15 protein-coding genes, 6 tRNA genes, 2 rRNA genes and 1 pseudogene are annotated in these 19,278 nt (G+C 42.3%); all 24 read right to left on the reverse strand.

Annotation, left to right across the window (positions count from 1 at the left end; translation table 11 throughout):
• Positions 1–24: 24 nt before the first annotated feature.
• Positions 25–97, reverse strand: a tRNA-OTHER gene (locus tag GOM46_RS06615).
• 96 nt (positions 98–193) lie between these two features.
• Positions 194–277 (reverse strand) — tRNA-OTHER (locus GOM46_RS06620).
• A 105-nt stretch (positions 278–382) separates the two neighbouring features.
• A tRNA-Thr gene (locus GOM46_RS06625) sits at positions 383–456 on the reverse strand.
• Positions 457–465: 9 nt separating this feature from the next.
• A tRNA-Leu gene (locus GOM46_RS06630) sits at positions 466–549 on the reverse strand.
• Positions 550–1,018: 469 nt separating this feature from the next.
• Positions 1,019–4,058, reverse strand: a 23S ribosomal RNA gene (locus GOM46_RS06635).
• Between the two features lie 131 nt (positions 4,059–4,189).
• A tRNA-Ala gene (locus GOM46_RS06640) sits at positions 4,190–4,267 on the reverse strand.
• A 48-nt stretch (positions 4,268–4,315) separates the two neighbouring features.
• A 16S ribosomal RNA gene (locus tag GOM46_RS06645) occupies positions 4,316–5,974 on the reverse strand.
• The 16S and 23S rRNA genes sit together here with 6 tRNA genes alongside, the layout of an rRNA operon.
• Positions 5,975–6,226: 252 nt before the next feature.
• Positions 6,227–6,298: transfer RNA gene (locus GOM46_RS06650), tRNA-Glu, on the reverse strand.
• A gap of 107 nt (positions 6,299–6,405) precedes the next feature.
• Positions 6,406–6,942 (reverse strand): transcription termination/antitermination protein NusG, encoded by a 537-nt coding sequence (nusG, locus tag GOM46_RS06655; protein WP_006149705.1) that lies wholly within the window; start codon positions 6,940–6,942, stop codon positions 6,406–6,408.
• A gap of 49 nt (positions 6,943–6,991) precedes the next feature.
• Positions 6,992–7,168 carry a preprotein translocase subunit SecE gene (secE, locus tag GOM46_RS06660; RefSeq protein ID WP_004254104.1) on the reverse strand — a complete coding sequence of 59 codons (177 nt, stop codon included), beginning with the start codon at positions 7,166–7,168 and terminating at the stop codon, positions 6,992–6,994.
• A gap of 9 nt (positions 7,169–7,177) precedes the next feature.
• On the reverse strand, positions 7,178–7,330 hold the full coding sequence (gene rpmG, locus GOM46_RS06665; protein WP_001809375.1) for a 50S ribosomal protein L33: 153 nt from the start codon (positions 7,328–7,330) through the stop codon (positions 7,178–7,180).
• Between the two features lie 121 nt (positions 7,331–7,451).
• A complete protein-coding gene (locus tag GOM46_RS06670) occupies positions 7,452–8,144 on the reverse strand; it encodes a phosphoglycerate mutase (protein ID WP_006149717.1) in 693 nt (230 codons plus the stop codon).
• 133 nt (positions 8,145–8,277) lie between these two features.
• Entirely contained in the window at positions 8,278–8,646 is a 369-nt protein-coding gene (locus GOM46_RS06675; protein WP_235083371.1) for a hypothetical protein, read from the reverse strand.
• Positions 8,647–8,747: 101 nt separating this feature from the next.
• Positions 8,748–11,540 carry an isoleucine--tRNA ligase gene (gene ileS / locus GOM46_RS06680; protein WP_235083372.1) on the reverse strand — a complete coding sequence of 931 codons (2,793 nt, stop codon included), beginning with the start codon at positions 11,538–11,540 and terminating at the stop codon, positions 8,748–8,750.
• 254 nt (positions 11,541–11,794) lie between these two features.
• The gene (locus tag GOM46_RS06685; protein ID WP_235083373.1) at positions 11,795–12,622 is read right to left on the reverse strand and encodes a DivIVA domain-containing protein; all 828 of its coding nucleotides are present in this window, start codon (positions 12,620–12,622) and stop codon (positions 11,795–11,797) included.
• 16 nt (positions 12,623–12,638) lie between these two features.
• Entirely contained in the window at positions 12,639–12,899 is a 261-nt protein-coding gene (locus GOM46_RS06690; RefSeq protein WP_235083374.1) for a DivIVA domain-containing protein, read from the reverse strand.
• A gap of 8 nt (positions 12,900–12,907) precedes the next feature.
• Positions 12,908–13,693, reverse strand: a complete 786-nt coding sequence (locus tag GOM46_RS06695; RefSeq protein WP_235083375.1) for an RNA-binding protein — start codon at positions 13,691–13,693, stop codon at positions 12,908–12,910.
• Complete coding sequence (locus tag GOM46_RS06700) at positions 13,690–13,950, reverse strand: YggT family protein (protein ID WP_235083376.1); 261 nt, start codon at positions 13,948–13,950, stop codon at positions 13,690–13,692. Before GOM46_RS06700 ends, GOM46_RS06695 begins: the two co-directional genes overlap by 4 nt.
• Positions 13,950–14,501 carry a cell division protein SepF gene (locus GOM46_RS06705; protein WP_016466140.1) on the reverse strand — a complete coding sequence of 184 codons (552 nt, stop codon included), beginning with the start codon at positions 14,499–14,501 and terminating at the stop codon, positions 13,950–13,952. The genes GOM46_RS06700 and GOM46_RS06705 overlap by 1 nt, the downstream gene beginning before the upstream one ends.
• 9 nt (positions 14,502–14,510) lie before the next feature.
• Entirely contained in the window at positions 14,511–15,182 is a 672-nt protein-coding gene (locus tag GOM46_RS06710; protein WP_006149727.1) for a YggS family pyridoxal phosphate-dependent enzyme, read from the reverse strand.
• A 5-nt stretch (positions 15,183–15,187) separates the two neighbouring features.
• On the reverse strand, positions 15,188–16,441 hold the full coding sequence (gene ftsZ / locus GOM46_RS06715) for a cell division protein FtsZ (RefSeq protein WP_006149714.1): 1,254 nt from the start codon (positions 16,439–16,441) through the stop codon (positions 15,188–15,190).
• Between the two features lie 16 nt (positions 16,442–16,457).
• On the reverse strand, positions 16,458–16,658 hold the full coding sequence (locus GOM46_RS08450; RefSeq protein WP_373113935.1) for a cell division protein FtsA C-terminal domain-containing protein: 201 nt from the start codon (positions 16,656–16,658) through the stop codon (positions 16,458–16,460).
• Positions 16,634–17,825: pseudogene (gene ftsA / locus GOM46_RS06720) on the reverse strand (cell division protein FtsA); the annotation flags it as partial. The gene GOM46_RS08450 and the pseudogene ftsA, both read right to left, overlap by 25 nt.
• Before the next feature lie 384 nt (positions 17,826–18,209).
• On the reverse strand, positions 18,210–19,265 hold the full coding sequence (locus GOM46_RS06725) for a galactofuranosyltransferase (RefSeq protein WP_235083377.1): 1,056 nt from the start codon (positions 19,263–19,265) through the stop codon (positions 18,210–18,212).
• Between the last annotated feature and the right edge of the window lie 13 nt (positions 19,266–19,278).

A 19,278-nucleotide genomic window follows, 5' to 3' on the forward strand; every position in this document is an offset into this window, starting at 1 on the left:
CCAGCGAGCTACACCGCCATTAAATCGTGAAAGACAGGATTCGAACCTGCGACACCTTGGTCCAAACCAAGTACTCTACCAAGTGAGCTACTTCCCGAATTAAATGTTAATGCACCATAAGGAGTCGAACCTCCTAACCGCCTCATTCGTAGTCAGGTACTCTATCAGTGGAGCTAAGAGGTGATCATCATTATATGACGAGACCGGAATCGAACCGGTACGATCGTACCAATCGCAGGATTTAAGTCCTGTGCGTCTGCCAGTCCGCACCCGGCATCTCTAAGCGACGACGGGATTCGAACCGCGACCCCCCCACCTGCAAAGGTGGTGTCTACCACTGAACTCCGATGTCGCATCGACTCTGCTTTAACCTAAAAATAAATGCCGGCTACATGACTTGAACACGCGACCCTCTGATTACAAATCAGATGCTCTAACCAACTGAGCAAGCACGGCGATTTCTTTATGCGGTTAAGGGACTTGAACCCCCACGCCTTTTAAGCGCCAGATCCTAAATCTGGTGCGTCTGCCAATTCCGCCAAAACCGCAAAAGATGACCCGTTAATGGGCTCGACACAGGACCCATTGATTAAAGTCAATTGCTCTACAACTGAGCTAACGAGTCAAATAACTTTCGTTTATTACGGTCCCGACGGGAATCGAACCGCGATCTTCGCTCGTGACAGGGCGAAAAAAAAAACCCGGGTTGGAATTACAAAAAAAAAAAAAAAAAAAAACCCCCGACACTACGGGACCTTATGGGAGTTAACGGGATGAACGCGACCTCTGCTTGTAAGGCAGATGCTCTCCCCAGCTGACGCTAAACCTCACTAGGAGCTAAGCGACTTCCATATCTCAAAGGGGGCAACCCCAAGACTACTTCCGGCGTTATAGGCTTAACTCTCGTGTTCGCATGGTAAGGTATCTCCTAGGCTATCGTCACTTAAACTGAGTAATACCTATCAAATTGAATATTATCAAATACTTAGAAAAACTTCGCTTTCGTTATTCTCAGTACTTGGATAAGTCCTCGAGCTATTAGTATTAGTCCGACTACTGTGTCGCCACACTTCCACTTTAACCTAATCACCTGATCACTCCAGGCTCTTATGATATAAAATCATGGGAAATCCTCATCTTGAGGGTGGGTTTCACACTTAGTGCTTTCAGCGTCTATCCCTTCCCTACATAGATACCCAGAGATGCCTTTGGCAAGACAACTGGTACACCAGCGGAAGTCCACTCTGGTCCTCTCAGTACAGGAGGCCAGATCCTCTCAAATTTCTACGCCCGCGAGCGGATAGGACCGAACGTATCACGACGTTCTCGAAACCCAGCTCGCGTGCCGGCTTTAATGGGCGAACAGCCAAAACCGGGACCGACGGACCACAGCCCCAGGATGCGACGAGCCGACATCGACGGTGCCAAACCTCCCCGCCCCCCCCCCCCCCCCCCTATGTGAACTCTTGGGGGAGATAAGCCTGTTATCCCCAGGGTAGCTTTTATCCGTTGAGCGATGGCCCTTCCATACGGAACACCGGATCACTAAGCCCGACTTTCGTCCCTGCTCGAGTTTCTCGCAGTCAGCTCCCTTATACCTTACACTCTGCGCATGTGAGGGAACCGTTGGGCGCCTCCGTTTAACCTTTTAGGAGGCCGAACACGCCCCCAAGTCAAACTGAACCCGTCAAACACTGTTCCCTCCGATAGGGATCACCTATCCCGGGTTTTAGAGTGCCATAACACAAGGTAGTAATCCCAACAACGTCCTCTTCGAACTGGCTTCCCCCGATCTCATAGACTCCTACCTATCCTGTACATGTTGGTACAGACATCATACAAAAACCTGCAGTCAAAGCTCCATGGGGTCTTTCCGTCCTGTCGCGGGTACCTGCAATCTTCACATTTACTAAAATTTTCACCGAGTCTCTTCGTTGAGACCAGTGCGCCAAAATCATTACGCCCTTTTCGTGCGGTCGGAACTTTAACCCGACAAGGAATTTCGCCTCCCTTAGGACCGTTATAGTTACGGCCGCCGTTACTGGGCTTTCATTCATACCTTCGAGTACCTCTAAGCACTCCTCTTACCTTCCCAGCACCGGTGCAAGCCGTCCAACCCCCTATACATCATCTTCTTGTTAAAAGCAGAGAGCTGTGTTTTTGGATAACAGTTGCTTGGCCTATTCCAACTGCGGCTGACCTTAAAGTCCAGCCCCCCATTCTTCCCCGAAGTTACGGGGTCATTTGCCGAGTTTCCTTAACGAAGTTTCTCTCGCTTCAACCTGAGGACTACCTCGCTCGACTACTGTGTCGGTTTGCGTACGGGTAGAGTATTGTTTTAACGCTAGAAGCTTTTTCTTTGGCATGTGCCGCTTCCACTAACTTCGCTACTAAACTTCCGCTTCCCCATCACAAGCGTCAATGTTATCGAACCTAAGCATTTGCTCAGTTCAACACCTCCCTGCTAGACAGACCACTTCAATCGTCCCCTGCTTTAGTTGCCTACCTGCGTCCCTCCATCACTAACATACCTAGTACAGGAAATATAAACCTGTTTGGTCCATGCGGATACCACCTTCGGTCCTCTCCCTTAGTCCCGAACTAACCCCAGGGGCGGACGAGCCTTCCCCTGGAAACCTTAGGTCTTAACGGTGACAGGATTCTCCACCTGTCTTTCGCTACTCATACGGCATTTTCTCACTTCTATGGTTTTCCAGCGCTCCTCACGGTTTACCCCTTTCGCCACCATAGAAACGCTCTCCTACATAGCCTATAAAGGTATCCACAAGCTTTTCGGTACATTGTTTTAGCCCGGTACATTTTTTCGGCGCAGGGTCACTCGACTAGTGAGCTATTACGCCAACTCTTTGAATGAATAGCTCTTCTACGGACTAACATCCTATTTCTGTGCAAACCCCACATCCCTTTTTCCACTTAACAATTTATTTTTGGGACCTTTAGCTGTGGTCCTGGGGCCTGTTTCCTTTCGACTAACGGATCCTAGGCAACTCGCAGTCTAACTGCCGACCATAATTCATTGGCATTCGGAGTTGATCTGAGATTGGTACTCCGGGATGGACCCCCCTGCCTCACACCCAAACGTGCCTACCTCCAAGAATCTTAATGTCGACGCTAGCCCTAAAGCTATTTCGGAGAGAACCAGCTAGTCTCCCAGTTCCGTTTTTTTTTGGGCATTTCTCCGCTACCCACAATCATCCAATCACTTTTTCAAAACGTGCCTGGTTTTTCGGTCCTCCAGTGCGGTTCCTCACCGCCTTCAACCCTGCTCATGGGTTAGGTCCACATGGTTTCGTCTACGCCATATTACTAATGCGCCCCCTATTCAGACTCGGTTTTCCCCTACGGCTCCGTCCTCTTCAACTTAACCCTCGCACTCATATCGTACTCTGCACGGTTCATTCTACAAAGGCACTGCTACGTTCACCCATTAACGGGCCTTCGAACTTTGTTTTGTAGCACACGGTTCAGTTTCTATTTCACTCCCCTCCGGGGTGCACCTTTTCACCTTTTCCCCTCACGGTGCTGTTCACTATCGGTCACTAAGGGAGTATTTAGGGTTGGGAGATGGTCCCTCCCAGATTCCGACGGGATTTTTCCACGTGTCCCCGCCCGTAACTCAGGATACTGCTAGTACAAGAACTATTATAAAATACCAAGGCCTCTCCCTCTCTTCTTTGGCTTGATTCCTTCCCATATCATTCTTCTATAATCCTTTGAGTCCACTTGCAGTCCTACAACCCGAAAGAGTAAACTCTTCGGTTTTGCCCTCCCTGCCGTTTTTCGCTCGCCGCTATAAGCCAATCGCTTTTTGCTTTTTCTCTTCCTGCAGCTAACTTTATATGTTTCAGTTTCACGCGTCCTTCCTCCTCATATCCTTAACAGAGTAGGTAACAGGTACAGTACCTGTTTGGTTCCCCATTCGGAAATCCTGGATCATCGCTTACTTACAGCCTACCCAAGGCCATATCGTCGGTTGTCACGTCCTTCTTCGCTCCTATGCCAGGCATCCCACCGTGCGCCCCTTATTAAACTTACCTTACTTTTTTTGACTTTCAGTCAAACTCTTTATAATAATACAGCGGTTTTTCGGTTTATTTTCTTGTTACAGTTGATATAGATATTCAATTTTTTTCAATGTGCAATACTTTTGGTGATCTCTCAACCAAATGGGAGCCTAGCCGGATTCGAACCGCTGACCTCCTGCGGTGCAAAGCAGGCCCGCTCTCCCAGCCTGAGCTAAGGCCCCACAAAACTCTCAAGACTAAACAAGACAATTTGCTTTCCTTATCCTTAGAAAGGAAGGTATCCAGCCGCACTTTCCGATACGGCGCCTTGGTCCTTAACGACTTATCACCCCATCATCTATCCACCATTGGCGCCCTGGCTCCAATGGTTACCCTCCACCGCTTCGGGTGTTTTACAACTCTCGTGGTTGTGACGGGCCGGTGTGTAACAAGGCCCGGGACCGTATTCCACCGCCGCGTGCCTGATCCGCGATTACTAGCGATTTCCGACTTCATGTAGGACGAGTTGCAGCCTACAATCCGACTGAGACTGGCTTTAAGGATTAGCCTTGCCGTCACCGACTTCGACTCGTTTGTAACCAGCCATTGTACACGTGTGTAAGCCCCAGGTCAATAAGGGGTCATGATGAATTTGACGTCATCCCCACCTTCCTCCCGGTTTTTATTACCGGCAGTCCCTCGACTAGAGTGGGCCCCAACTGAATGCTTGCAACTAACAATAGGGTTGCGCCCTCGTTTTTCGGGACTTAACCCAACTCTCACGACACGAGCTGACGACAACATGCACCACCTTCACCTCTGTCCCCGAAGGAAAAACTCTATCTTCTAGGCGGTCCAGAGGGGATGTTCAAGTCTCCCTGGTAAGGTTCTTCGCGTTTCTGGCTATCGAATTTACACCACTGCTCCACCGCTTGTGCGGGCCCCCGTCCATTCTTTCGAGTTTCAACCTTGCGGTCGTACTCCCCCAGGCGAGTGCTTAATGCGTTAGCTACGGCCTAAAACCCCGGAAAAGGGGTCTAATCACCTAGCACTCATCGTGTACGGCGTGGACTACCAGGTATCTAATCCTGTTTTGCTCCCCCCGCTTTTCCGAGCCTCAGCGCCAGTTACAAGCAGAGAGCCGCTTTCGCCACCGTTGTGTTTCCTCCCATATATCTACGCCATTTCACCGCTTACACATGGAATTTCCCACTTCTCCCCTTCTTGCACTCAATTTAAACCAGTTTCCAATCGTACTATGGTTAAGCACCCACAGCCTTTAACTTCAGACTTATCTAACCCCCTGCGCTCGCTTTAAAACGCCCAATAATTCCGGATAACGCTCGGGGAAACCTACGTAATAACCGGGGGGGGGGGAGCCCTGGCTGGCACGTATTTAGCCCGTCCCTTTCGGGTAAATACCGTCACCAGTGTGAACTTTCCCACTCTCACACTTCGTTCTTCTCTTACACAGAGCTTTTACGATCCGAAAACCTTCCTTCATACTCCCTCGCGGTTTTGCTCGTCATACTTCGTCCCATTGCCGAAGATTCCCCTACTGCCTTGCCTCCCGAGAGTCGGGGCCGGGGGGTGGGTTCTCAGTCCCAGTGTGGCCGATCACCCTCCTCAGGTTCGGCTTATGTCTCGTCGCCTTGGTGACCGTTACCTCACCCAACTATCTAATACAACGCAGGTTCCCAATCTGTAGTTGGAGCAATTGCCCCTTTTTTTTTAAAACAGTTTATCATGCACTCACTGTTTTGTCATGGCGTATTTAGCTATCGTTTTCCAATTAGTTATCCCCCGGATCCCAGCAGGTTACCTAAGCCGTTACTCACCCGTTCGCAACTCATCCCGCTCGTGGCAAAGCACCAAGCTTCAAGCGTTTTCTACTTGCTGTATAGGCCCCCGCCGCGTTCATCCGTGACCAGGATCAAACTCTCATTAAAAGTTTGCGTTTCCTCACTCATTTTCTGTCACTGACAGATTTATTGTTTTTTCATTGTTCAGATAACTAATAACTTCCGTTTTATAGTGCCCCTGCCACATTGGGTCGTCTTGTTCATTTTTTCAAAGGTATTTGTCGCGCTTGCGACACTATATTAGTATATCACAGTCCGTTTTTTCTGTCTGGTTCAACAGGGTTTTTTTCAACAGGTTTAACTTTTTTAAAATCTATCACCTTAACTGCGATACACACATAGTCCGTACGGGATTCGAACCCGTGTTACCGCCGTGAAAAGGCGGTGTCTTAACCCCTTGACCAACGGACCCTGAGCTTTTCAACTCTTTCTATTATACCTACTTTTTGACGCTTGTCAACTGGTTTTATAAAAAATTAGTTGACTAGAGTCAATAGCTACAAATAGAATGTCGGCAATCACAATTCAGCAATTTGATTCAAGTTTACTTCTGCTACTGTATCATTACCAAACATTGAAATAATCATCTTCACTTTGTTATTATCAATTTCAGTAATTTTTCCTGTGTAATCAGCAAAGGCACCATCGATAATACGGACAGTTTGACCTACTTCAACATTGATATTGAATTCTTGTACAGTTTGTCCCATTGATACCAAGATATCTCTGATTTCTTGTTCCAATAGTGGAGTTGGTTTAGATCTGTTACCGTGTGACCCAACAAATCCAGTAACGTTTGGTGTGTTACGCACTACAAACCAAGCTTCATCTGTCATAACCATCTCTACAAGAACATAACCTGGGAAACGATTTTCTTCAACTTCTTTTTTCTTCCCATTTTTTTCAACTTGTACAGTTTGAGTTGGGATTTCAACACGCAAGATGTTATCCAACATATTGTATGTCTGTGCACGTTGCAAGAGATTTTCTTTTACTTTATTTTCATAACCAGAATATGTTTGTAGGACAAACCATCCTTTGTCAAAACTATCCATCTTTTTTCCTTTCTTAACAGTAAACTTCTTTCAGTGAATTTGTTCTATTTTAAAAAATATTAATGAATCGAATTAATCCGCTAACGATTAATTGGTCAAAAATATAAATAATAACTACAAAGAAGGCAGTGTATTCCATGATAGATTTAAAATCTACCCAACTTTGTTTTCGAGTTGGCCAAGTTGTATCTTTAAGAAGAGTAAAGATATCCTTAATAAAACCCATTTTTATCTCCTATCTCGTTTCTCTATGTGTTGTGTATTTACCACAATGTTTACAAAATTTATTTACTTCTAAGCGAGTCGGTTTTGGATTCCCACTAATTTTAATTGAGTAGTTTCTCGAACCACAAACCGCACAGGCTAGACTTGCTTTTTTAAGTGCCATAGCGCCTCCATCCTAACTATTATAACAAGAATCCCTGTCTTTGACAAGTTAAATTATATTATCAGTTTTTCCTATTTTCAAAATAAAAAAGCCTAGGATTAATCCTAGACTCTATTTTACATTATTTTCCAAGATAGTATTCTTTCACAACGTTCAATTTTTCGTCAAATTCGAATACCAATGGTGGGAAGTTAGGAATTTCCACATCCATGATTTCGTCGTCTGACAATTGTTTGATGTGTTTTACAAGAGCACGGATTGAGTTACCGTGTGCTCCTACGAATACGTTTTTACCGTCTTTAAGAGCTGGAGCGATTTTATCTTCCCAGAATGGAAGGGCACGTTCCAAAGTAACTTTCAAGTTTTCAGCATCTGGAATTACTGAGTCATCAAGTGAAGCATAACGACGGTCAGTGTGAGCTGAGTACTTATCATCGCGAGGCATTGCTGGAGGCAATACATCGTATGAACGACGCCAGATGTGAACTTGTTCATCACCAAATTGTTCAGCAGCTTCTGCTTTGTTTTTACCAGTCAAACCACCATAGTGACGTTCGTTCAAGCGCCATGATTTTTCAACTGGAACCCAAAGTTGGTCAGATGCTTCAAGAGCCAAGTTAGTTGTTTTGATCGCACGTTTCAATACTGAAGTGTATGCTTGGTCAAATTCGATACCAGCTTCTTTGATCAATTTACCAGCGTCGATAGCTTGTTGAGTACCTTTTTCAGAAAGATCTACGTCAGCCCAACCTGTGAAAAGGTTAGCTTTGTTCCATTCAGACTCACCGTGGCGAGCGAAAACCAATTTTACCATTAGTTGGATTCTCCTTTTATTTTTCGAGGTTCCCCTCGTTTATCTATTCTATTTTACAAAATTTTTCACAAAAAAGCTAGTTAAAATCAACGAAAAAGAGAAGAGCGCTTCAACTCTTCTCTTAGATAATCATTTATCCTTCAATTTTAAATTGTTTCAAGCTTGCTAGATACAAAGCTCCACCAATTACGAGGACAATTCCTCCAATCCATCCAAAGAATGGGATCAGTGCAACAACAGAACCAACAATAAATAGAATTGACGGTGCTAGTGAAATACGTTTGTCATCCTTATAGTAGACAAGCGTTAGGATTCCAAGAATGAGGGTTGCAATTTTTACCAAAGAGAAAACGATGAAAATGATTCCCAATATAAGTCCAGCTACATCTTCATCCTCAGAAATAGCTGCAAGAAAAATAATAAAAAATGGTAAGAAAGCTAAAACAGCTCCTGCAATGATACCAATGAATCCATCTACTTGTGCAAGTGTTTTTGTCTTCATAAATGTCTCCTTTTATTTTAATAAAGTATATTATACCATATTTTTATTAAAGTTTTTAATTTTTAAAAAAATACAGGAGTAACTCCTGTATTTTTGTTAAATTATTTTGCTTCAAAGCCCTCTGCTACTGCGTCTGCAAAGTTCTCTTCGACGATGCTTGCACAGTGATCACAGATGGTTGCGTGGTAGTGGCGTTCAGCCGTTGTTGGATCGATACGACGGCAACGGTCACAAACTTCACCAGCTGCACGTTCTACTGTAAAAGCCACATCTTCAAAGCTGACAGCACCTTCAGGAGCTTCTCCTTCTGCGATGGTCAATTCTGACACAATCAAAAGTTGAGCAACATTGCTATCAACAGCTCCAAGAAGGGTTTTCACAACTTCATTTGGATAAACTGTCAAGTGAGCTTCAAGAGATTTACCGATTACTTTTTCATTACGTGCTTCTTCCAAGGCTTTTTGAGCTTGACCACGGAAATCCATGAAGGCTGACCAAGTATCCAAGATTTCTTCTTGGTTGGCAAACGTTTCTGCTTCTGGCAATTCTGACAATTGAACGAAGTCTTCTGCTTCAAACTCAAGGTAAGACCAGATTTCTTCGGCAGTGTGAGGAAGAATTGGTGTCAAGAGTTTAGTGATTTTCACCAAAATATCATAGAAGACCGTTTGCATTTGACGGCGTTCAAGTGATTTTGCACCTTCGATGTAAACAACGTCTTTGGCGAAATCAAGGTAGAAGGCTGACAAGTCAACATTGATAAAGTTTACTAGCGCTTTGTAAATGGTCAAGAATTCAAAATTAGCATAAGCATCACGAATAGTCTTAACAAGTTGATTAAAGCGAATCGTCATGTACTTGTCTACGGAACGAAGTTCGTCATAAGCAACTGCATCCTCAGCTGGGTTAAAGTCAGATGTATTAGCAATCAAGAAACGAAGAGTGTTACGGATCTTACGGTAAGTCTCAGAGACTTGGCTCAAGATATCCATAGAGATACGCACATCATTGCTTGAGTCTACACTTGTTACCCAGAGACGCAAGATTTCCGCACCAAATTGTTTTTCAACGTCACTTGGGGCAATGGTATTTCCAAGTGATTTAGACATCTTCTCACCTTTACCATCTAAAGCAAAACCTTGAGACAAGATTTGTTTGTATGGTGCGACACCATGGTTCGCAACAGAGGTGATGAGTGATGAGTTGAACCAACCACGGTATTGGTCAGAACCTTCTAAGTAAAGATCGGCTGGATATTTAAGTTCTGGACGGTTAACCACAACACCGTTCCATGATGAACCTGAGTCAAACCAAACGTCCATGATGTCTGTTTCTTTTTTGAACTCTCCATTTGGTGAACCTGGATGGGTGAATCCTTCTAGCAAGAGGTCTTTGGCATCACGTTCCCACCAAACGATGGAGCCGTGTTCTTCAAAAAGTTGCGCCACATGCTCGATTGTTTCAGCGGTCATGATCGGGGTTCCGTCTTCTGCATAAAAGATTGGAAGAGGAACACCCCAAGCACGTTGACGAGAGATGACCCAGTCACCACGGTCACGGATCATGTTGTAAAGACGAACTTTCCCCCATTCTGAGTGGAATTTTACTTTTTCAATTTCATCTAAGATATCTTGACGGAATTTTGAAACTGAGGCAAACCACTGTGGTACTGCACGCCAGATAATTGGTTTTTTCGTACGCCAGTCAAACGGGTAGGAGTGAGAGATTTCTTCTTGAGCAAGAAGCAAATCACCAAGTTTTTCAATAACAGTTGGGACAACCTTGTCATAGAACTGACCAGCAAAGTCAGGACCAGCATTTTCCATCATGATTCCGCGTTCGTTAACAGTCACAGCAACTTCGAGGCCATTGGCAATCCCTACATTGTAGTCATCCTCACCAAAACCAGGAGCGGTATGGACGATACCAGTACCTGAATCTAGGGTCACATGCTCACCAAGGATCACCAATTCATCAACTTCCGTATCCCATGGGTGTTCTGTAACGATATGGTTCAATTCTTTTCCTTGGTAAGTCGCAAGAACTTCAGCATTTTCCCAACCGAATTTTTCAGAAAGGCTTGGCAAGAGCTCAGAAGCTACGACATACTTGCGGTCAGATCCAGCAGGTTTCACTACGACATAATCAAACTCTGCACCTACTGTCAATCCACGAGAAGCTGTAACAGTAAATGGAGTTGTTGTCCAAACAACAATGTAGGTATCTGTATCTAGAACACCCTTACCATCTTTAACCTTGTTGGCATAGTAAAGTGATGTAGAAACCAAGTCATGGTATTCAATTTCCGCTTCAGCGAGGGCTGATTCAGAAGACCAAGACCAGTAAACTGGCTTAGCTCCACGGTAGATGTAACCTTTATTGGCCATTTCACCAAAGACACGGATTTGCGCTGCTTCATAGTCAGGCGTCAAGGTTACATAAGGATGATCCCAATCACCTGAAACACCTAAGCGTTTAAAGTCTTCGCGTTGTTTATCTACTTGAGAAAGAGCGTATTCACGGCAAAGTTTCAAGTATTCAACCAAGTCCATTTCTTTACGTTTGACACCTTGTTTAGCCAAGACTTGCTCAATTGGCAGACCGTGTGTATCCCAACCTGGAATATATGGTGCGTAGAATCCTGACATAGACTTAGAGCGAACAATGATATCTTTTGAAATCTTGTTCATGGCATGTCCTACGTGGATGTTTCCGTTAGCGTATGGAGGTCCATCATGAAGAGTGAAATGAGGTTTCCCTTCATTTAACTCTTGACGGCGTTGATACAATTTTGCATCTTCCCATTCTTTTTGCCAAACTGGCTCTTTGGTTGGAAGACCGGCACGCATTGGAAATTCTGTTTTTCCAAGATTAAGGGTTTCTTTTAGTTTCATTATTACTCCTTTAATGTAAATTGAAAAAATAAAAACCACGACTCGCAAAAAGGACGAAAATCGTGGTACCACCTTTGTTCGGAAAAAGACCTTGCCTTTTTCCCTCTTTTCCCGTAACGTGGGTAACGTCAAGTCTTACTCATTTCGGACTTGATACTAAGAGAGGATAAATTTACCAACAGGGATTGTAGGACTTCCACCATCTCCTACTCGCTAGAAATATATTTGATAAATCCTTGTTCTCTACTAAAATCTTATAAAATTAGAACTGACTCTTGTTGAGTATTAGCATCATCTTGAGGTTCTTCATCATTAGCAGATTCAACAGGAGTTTCAACAACTGGCTGAACTTCAACTTCAGGTTCAGTTGTCTCTTCAACATCTTGACTTGCAGTAGCTTGTTGAGCTTCTAATAATTCCTTATTAGCTGCTTCAATACGTGCTTGAAATTCTGCAACTTCTTCAGGAGAGAATTGACGAGTCATGTCAATTGGGTCTTCTTCATGATATGAATATGTTGCTTCACCCAATACTTCTTCAACAACTTCCTTGAATGCTTCGTCACTCGTTTGAAGATAAGTTGCAGTTGGACGTAAAATCTCTTCCCACTCAGATGAATCAACAATGGCCAATTGGCTTTCGATAGTTGATTTCAAGCGTTGGTGGAAGACACGACTCTTATTCTTCAACTCTTCAGTTTCCACAGCAACTTTCTTAGCATTATCAGTTGCTTGTCGCAAGATTTCATTTGCTTTGTACTTAGCTTCATCAAGTAAACGTTGTGCATCTTGTTCAGCTTGTTGAATAATGTTGTGAGAACGATCGTTGGCTGCTTGTTTTACACGCTCAGCTGTATCTTGAGCGATTAAAACTGACTGGCTCAATGAATCTTTGATTTCATCAAAATATGATAGACGATCTTCTAAATTTTTAATATGTTGATCTTTTTCATGATTGCTACGAACCAAATCTTCATAGTCACGAACAACAATATCTAAAAATTCATCAACTTCTTCACGATTAAAACCTCTAAACTGAACACCAAAGGTTTTGTCCTTAATTTCTAACGATGTAATTGGCATATTTTTCCTCACTTACTTAATAAAAAATAGAATCATTCATTGCTTCTGGTTCTTGCTCTTGGTCGTTTGTTACTGTTCTCTTAGGAATATCATTCGTATAATAGGACAGACGTTCTTCTAGTCGTTTAATATAACGTTCCGTCTCATCCTTGTAACGGGTTAATTCCTCGTAATCAATATAAATTTTATCTAAAAATTCGTCAACTTCTTCCTTATCGTAGCCTCGGAATTTTGTTGAGAAAGCTTTATCAACAATATCTTGTGGTGTAATCGACATATTTTTTCTCACTTACTTAATAGTAGCTGAACTGTTAATTTTTTCTTATCTTTCTTCGTTTGACCGTTTTCTTTAAGCAAGATGATTCGGCCAAACCGTCTGACACTTATCAAATCCCCAACTTTTACTTGATAGTCAGATTTTTCAACTATATGATAATTGACTTGAACCAACTTCTTTTCAACTAGAGCTAAAGTTTGTGAACGAGATAATTTCAATATACTTGATAAGAAAGTATCTAGACGAAAACTTGAAACTAGGATTTCTTTTTCTTGATACTCATCTTTAGACTCTATCTTATCTGAAAAAGGACGTTCTACTAAACTTACAGGCAACTTGGAAATCTTTTGAATGCCATCCTGAAAAAGAGTGGTAAATCTTCGATCGACAATAATTTGGGCTTTCTCTTCTGTTACCAGAATGTCTCCAAATAACTTTCGGTCAATACCTAGACGATTGAGAACCGTACCCAGAATTTTTGAATGGGTTAGTTGTTGAAACTTGCTGGAATACTCAATCTCAAGCAAGGTCATTTCAAAATCTTCCAAACTTGGCGCGAAATAATCCGGCGCTAGAATGACCCGAGCATACTCTGAAGGTACAAAACGAGTACTAGAAAAGGTTTTTACCCCTCTATTGTTTCCCAATGTCTCCAAGATAAATACTTGGTGAGGATTTATAAAAGGTGATAAAATCGGTGCGTAATGTTCTTCTACCTGCCCTAACCACTCCAAACCCTTGTCAATGAATGGAATATCTTCTGTTGCAAAATGTTGGTAAAGTTCTTTGCTCATAACATAACCAGCAAATTGATAAGATAGCGACTTATCATGCGCAAGAGAATTAGAGCTATCCAAACTGAGAAATCCAAGCCTGCAATTTGCAGCGGTAGACGTTTCAAGGGTTCCAGAATTGGTTTACACAAGGTCTCCAAAAATTTTCCCAACTGAGTGTCGTAGGCATTTGGAAACCATGATAATAGCGCAAAAGCTACAAGTATCATTGAATAGATATCTGTAGCATTTTGGATAAAACGAATTATTAGAAACATTAACGTACTCTATTTCTCTTCATGTCAAAGTCGTACTCTTCGCTTTGAGTTTCCTCTGGTAAACGGATATCTTCAATGTTAACCACAACACCAACTGGTGTCAAAAGGTACATTGTATGTGCGACTTTTCTCAACTCACCAGCAAGGACATGACGTGCTCCATCCAAGTAATCCAAACAACGACGAGCTTGGACTTCTGTCATATATTGGAAGTCAATCAAGATACTTTCGTTTCCAGCTAACAAATCAACAATATCTGTTGCATCTTCGTAACGGCGTGGGTAACGAACATCGATGGTTACTTTTTCAGTAGAGCGATGGCTTTCAATTGCTAGTTGTTGTTGACGAGCATGAAGTTTTGTAATGTTTTTTTCTTTTGCTTCAACTGGCGAAGATTCTTGAGCAACAGAAGCTTGCTGAGGTAATTCTCTCTTTGGAGGCACTGAAGCTAGTGGACGTTCAGAACGTGCAGCTACAACATCTGAAGCAACTTCATCTCCATCTTCTGTAAAGTAATCTATAAATTTATCAAATTTATCTTTTAATGACATGATTATTTCCTATTTAAAAAATGCTGTACCAATTCGAACATAAGTCGAGCCACACTGAATCGCTTCTTTATAGTCACGACTCATTCCCATACTTAATTCTGTCATTGGCATATTGGGGAGTTGTTGTTCACGAATATATTGTTGCAACTCTTGCGTTTCTTTAAAGATTTTTTGCAACTCTTCTGTTTCAGCTTCAAATGGAGCCATAGTCATAAGACCAACATACTCTATTTGATCCAAGCTTGACAAGTCTGGTAAGACCGCCAAAAGTTCTTCTTTCGAAAAACCATGCTTGCTTTCTTCTCCAGAAATATTGACCTGCAAAAAACATTTAACCTTACGATTGGCACGTTTTTGAATCTCTTGAGCTAATTTCAAAGAATCTAAAGCGTGAAAATAATCAACATAAGGAATAATATCTTTCACTTTTCTTCTTTGCAAGCTACCAATCAAGTGCCAAGTAACATCCTTATCACTTAAAGCATGATACTTTTCAAGAAATTTGTCGACACGGTTTTCACCGATGTGTTGAACTCCTTGGTCGATCAAATTAGCTGCGGTTGCAATATCAACATATTTTGTTACTGCAATTACAGAAACCGAACCGTCTTCACGGCCGGCTTCTGTAATTGCTTTGGTAACCTGTTGAAATACCTGATTTGTGTTTTCTTTTAAATCCATCTCTATTAACGGTTTTTAAAGAATGGTGGTGTTTCTAACTCATCATCATCAGAAGATGGTGCTTCGAAACGCTCAACTGGTGATACGACTGATTCACCTTGACGAACGATTGAATCACGTCTCAAGTCCCAATCACCGAAAGCTGATGCCTTAGGTGCTTCAGAATGACGTTGAGAAGGAGTTGGAAGTTCAGCTGTTTCAGCTAAATCAAAATGACGGTCGTAAGTGTGGGTGTGTCCAGTTCTTGCTGGCTCACGGAATGATGCTTGTCTTGGTTGTGGTGCTACCACTTTTTCAACTGCATCTTGACGAACTCCAGTAGCAACAACAGTTACACGGATTTCATCTTTCATTGATTCATCAATAGAAGTACCGAGCCAGATGTTTACACCGTGTCCAGCAGCTTGGTTAACTATTTCTGAAGCTTCTTCAGCTTCAATCAAGGTCATATCCAAACCACCAGTTACGTTCACGATAACGTCTTCTGCTCCATCGATTGTTGTTTCAAGGAGTGGTGAGTAGATAGCTTTACGAGCCGCTTCAATAACACGCTCTTCTCCACTACCGATACCGATACCCATGAGGGCATTTCCTTTGTTTGCCATTACTGTCTTCACGTCTGCAAAGTCCAAGTTGATCAAACCAGGATTTGTAATCAAATCTGTAATCCCTTGAACACCTTGGCGAAGAACGTTATCTGCTTCAGACAAAGCTTCAAGAAGTGGAGTTTTCTTATCAACGATTTCTAACAAATTGTTGTTTGAGATAATCAAAAGAGTATCAACATGTTCGCGAAGTTCGTTAATACCTTCAACTGCGAATTGACCACGTTTACTTCCTTCAAAACCGAATGGACGTGTTACAACACCGACAGTCAAAGCGCCTAAACCTTTAGCGATACGAGCGATAACTGGTGCAGCACCTGTACCAGAACCACCACCCATACCAGCAGTAATGAAGACCATATCTGCACCACTGATTGCTTCAGTGATTACTTCTTCGCTTTCTTCAGCAGCCTTGCGACCAACTTCAGGTTGTCCTCCAGCACCAAGTCCACGAGTTAATTTAGGGCCAAGCTGGATAACTGTTTCAGCTTTTGTACTGCTCAAGGCTTGTACATCTGTGTTGGCTGCGATGAACTCAACACCTGAAACACCTTCGTCAACCATGCGGTTGATGGCGTTTCCTCCGCCACCACCGACACCAATTACTTTAATTACTGCACCTTGTGCTGCTGCTGTATCAAATGAAAATGTCATATTTTATCCCTCTATCCTATTCATCAAACATGCTTCCGATTAAGCTACGGAATCGCTCAGTCAATTTTGGTTTTTCTTCTGATTGATTTGAAGTTGCTGAGTCAGCAGTATAAGTCGGTTCTGCTGATTCAGTTGAAGTTGTACCAAACACTGAACGTTGAGAAGCTGCAGGCTTTTCCTGACTTGAAGTTCTGAAATCAATCGGTTGTTGACGCAAAACTTGATCTCCTCTGATAGCTCTTTGAGCTAAAACATTAATTTCTGTAAGGCTTCCAGCAAATTCAGACAGACTAATCACATGAGCAAATGCAGGATTGCGGATACCCACTTGGTTTGGAACGTAAAGTTTTACACGAACTCCAAGTACTTCTTGGGCAAGCTCAACGATACCCGGCAGAATAGCATTCCCACCAATCAGAGCAATACCACCTGGCAAATCTAACAAATGTCTTCTTTCCAAATCTTGTTTGATTTGTTCAAAGATGTGTTTCAATCTAGCTGAAATAATTTGAGCCAAGTATAATTCTGTAACTTCAACAGGTTCTACTTCACCAATAACTTCAACTTGGAAAGTTTCTTTGCTTGCAAGTTGCGGATAAGCTTCACCGTAGTTAAGCTTCAAACCTTCTGCAATCTTCTTAGAAGTTTTAAGAACTTTTGAAATGTCTTTAGTGACGTAATCGCCACCTTCTTGGTAAACATTTGTGTATTGAAGCTCTTGATTACGGATAGTAGCAACGCTTGTTTGGCCACCACCCATATCGATAACTGTTGCTCCAAACTCACGTTCGCCTTCGTTAAGAACAGAGTTTACAATTGCAAGTGGTGAAATAATCACGTTATCGACTTGAACTCCAACACGTTCTACAGTTTTACGAAGGTTGTGAAGAATGGTTCTTGGACCTGTATAGAGAAGTCCACGCATTTCCAAACGAACACCCATCATACCACGAGGGTCACGAATACCTTGGAAGCCGTCTACTACAAATTCTTCTGGCACAAAAGTAATCACTTCACGATCAGGTGTCATGCTCTTTGTCAAAGCAGATTTGACAACATTCTCAACATCTTGATCTGTAATTTCTTTTGTATCTGATGTTACAGGAATCATTCCCTGAGTTGGTTCCACTTGCAACAAGTTTGCTGGAAGCCCAACGTTTACTGATTTGATTGAAATTCCTGCTTTTTCTTCTGCTTGAGAAATAGCAGATTTGATAGCCGTTGCTGCGGCCTCGATGTCAACGATAATTCCATCCTTGACACCTTTACTTTTGGCGTTGCTAACACCGATTACATTTACTTCACCATCTACAAGCTCAGCAACTAATACTTTAATTGAGCTTGTTCCAATATCTAAGCCTGTAAAGAAACCATTTCTAGTCATTACATTGCGTCCTCTCTATCTTCCAAGTTTCACACTTTGATTTTTTAACAGCTACAAGAAGGCATAGCTATTCACAGAATATTATATCACAAAAATCTGATTCGTGGCCATTTTTTTATGATTTTATCGAAGGTTTTTCATTAAATTTATTTTAATATTCCATTACAAGTCCTAAATTTTATATTTTATGTCAAAAAATAGTGTAAAACTATTAAAAATACTGAAAATTATTCTGAAAATCAACTGTTCCCCCATAGAAATTTTATTCAAATTCATTCATGAATCATTCATTTTTGTAATAGGAATTGATGTTTAAGTCCTTTGTAAAAAAACTGTCTATTATATTCGATTTTTTTAATAAAAAAAGAGGTCGTTACTGACCTCTTATTTCGATAATTTATTTAGAGCATTAGTGAGGAAAAAGCCATCCCGTATTTTTTTACCAATATATTTAGTTTTTTCAACCAAATCTTGGTAATCCTCATCTGAAAGATAATCAATTGTTGCCTTCAAGTCATGAAGCGACTCTACTGCAATCCCACATCCATTCTCAAGAACAAAGCGAGACAAGGCTGACTGTTTCCAAACAACAAGTGGGAAGCCTGATGCCAAGTAAAGGGAAGCCTTATGAGAGTTGTTATAGCGAAGATACTCCCCAAAAACACCACTACACGTCTGAGCACTGTCACCATCCCAAACAAGTCCAAAACCACCTTCTAGGGCTGCAGGAAGCTCATCAGGCAGGAAGGAGCCAAAATAGGTCTCGTTGGCAAGGGCTCTTTTCTCATCAAAGCCGACACCATAGAGATTGTAGGCCGGTCTAGCAGGCAATTGATAAAGGTATCCTGCTTTTTCTTGGGCTAAATTCCCTGCTACAATGATTGGTTGATCCTTTGATAGACCATCTTTCTCTTGGTAATTCGGAATGAGGTAGTCAAAAATTTCTAAACTAACTAGTTTGTGCTCTGGGATCCCCTTCTCCACCAATACTGATTTCATAATCGGATTATGAGCAATCACTCCATCAGCTACCTTTAATAGACTTGATTCTTGAAGATGGACTCGAATCTTATGCTTCAAAGGTACTGTATCTAGATTGGCATAGCGCAAAGCTTCCAAATCATGGATAATAAAATAGACTTGTACCCCTCTTCGCTGGATTTTTCTTATCAAGCGAGTGGTGAAAAAACTATGATGGAGCATGGGGAATTGAATCAATAGTTGATCCCCTGATTTCAACTGAGAAAAAGCTTGAGCTAGAGCTTTTGCCTTGTGTCGCTGAGCTTTAACGGTTCCCATTTGATACCAATCCTCAACTGTTAACAACAAGGGTTGATAGCCTTCTCGTTTGACGATCTCTTCGACATCATTTCTAGCCTTGTTCCCGGCGTTTCGAGCACCAGAATCTTTCAAAAACTCTTCTTTTAGAAAATACTTCATGAATCACTGTTTC

Source organism: Streptococcus infantis, from assembly GCF_021497965.1.
GTDB classification, from domain to species: Bacteria; Bacillota; Bacilli; order Lactobacillales; family Streptococcaceae; genus Streptococcus; species Streptococcus infantis_B.

Coding starts and splice junctions, on each gene's coding strand:
- GOM46_RS06700 (WP_235083376.1), bottom strand. CDS start 13,950: ATGTTTCTAATAATTCGTTTTATCCAAAATGCTACAGATATCTATTCA.
- GOM46_RS06695 (WP_235083375.1), bottom strand. CDS start 13,693: ATGAGCAAAGAACTTTACCAACATTTTGCAACAGAAGATATTCCATTC.
- GOM46_RS06705 (WP_016466140.1), bottom strand. CDS start 14,501: ATGTCATTAAAAGATAAATTTGATAAATTTATAGATTACTTTACAGAA.
- GOM46_RS06670 (WP_006149717.1), bottom strand. CDS start 8,144: ATGGTAAAATTGGTTTTCGCTCGCCACGGTGAGTCTGAATGGAACAAA.
- GOM46_RS06675 (WP_235083371.1), bottom strand. CDS start 8,646: ATGAAGACAAAAACACTTGCACAAGTAGATGGATTCATTGGTATCATT.
- GOM46_RS06690 (WP_235083374.1), bottom strand. CDS start 12,899: ATGTCGATTACACCACAAGATATTGTTGATAAAGCTTTCTCAACAAAA.
- GOM46_RS06710 (WP_006149727.1), bottom strand. CDS start 15,182: ATGGATTTAAAAGAAAACACAAATCAGGTATTTCAACAGGTTACCAAA.
- secE (WP_004254104.1), bottom strand. CDS start 7,168: ATGGGTTTTATTAAGGATATCTTTACTCTTCTTAAAGATACAACTTGG.
- GOM46_RS06685 (WP_235083373.1), bottom strand. CDS start 12,622: ATGCCAATTACATCGTTAGAAATTAAGGACAAAACCTTTGGTGTTCAG.
- rpmG (WP_001809375.1), bottom strand. CDS start 7,330: ATGGCACTTAAAAAAGCAAGTCTAGCCTGTGCGGTTTGTGGTTCGAGA.
- GOM46_RS06725 (WP_235083377.1), bottom strand. CDS start 19,265: ATGAAGTATTTTCTAAAAGAAGAGTTTTTGAAAGATTCTGGTGCTCGA.
- nusG (WP_006149705.1), bottom strand. CDS start 6,942: ATGGATAGTTTTGACAAAGGATGGTTTGTCCTACAAACATATTCTGGT.
- ftsZ (WP_006149714.1), bottom strand. CDS start 16,441: ATGACATTTTCATTTGATACAGCAGCAGCACAAGGTGCAGTAATTAAA.
- ileS (WP_235083372.1), bottom strand. CDS start 11,540: ATGAAACTAAAAGAAACCCTTAATCTTGGAAAAACAGAATTTCCAATG.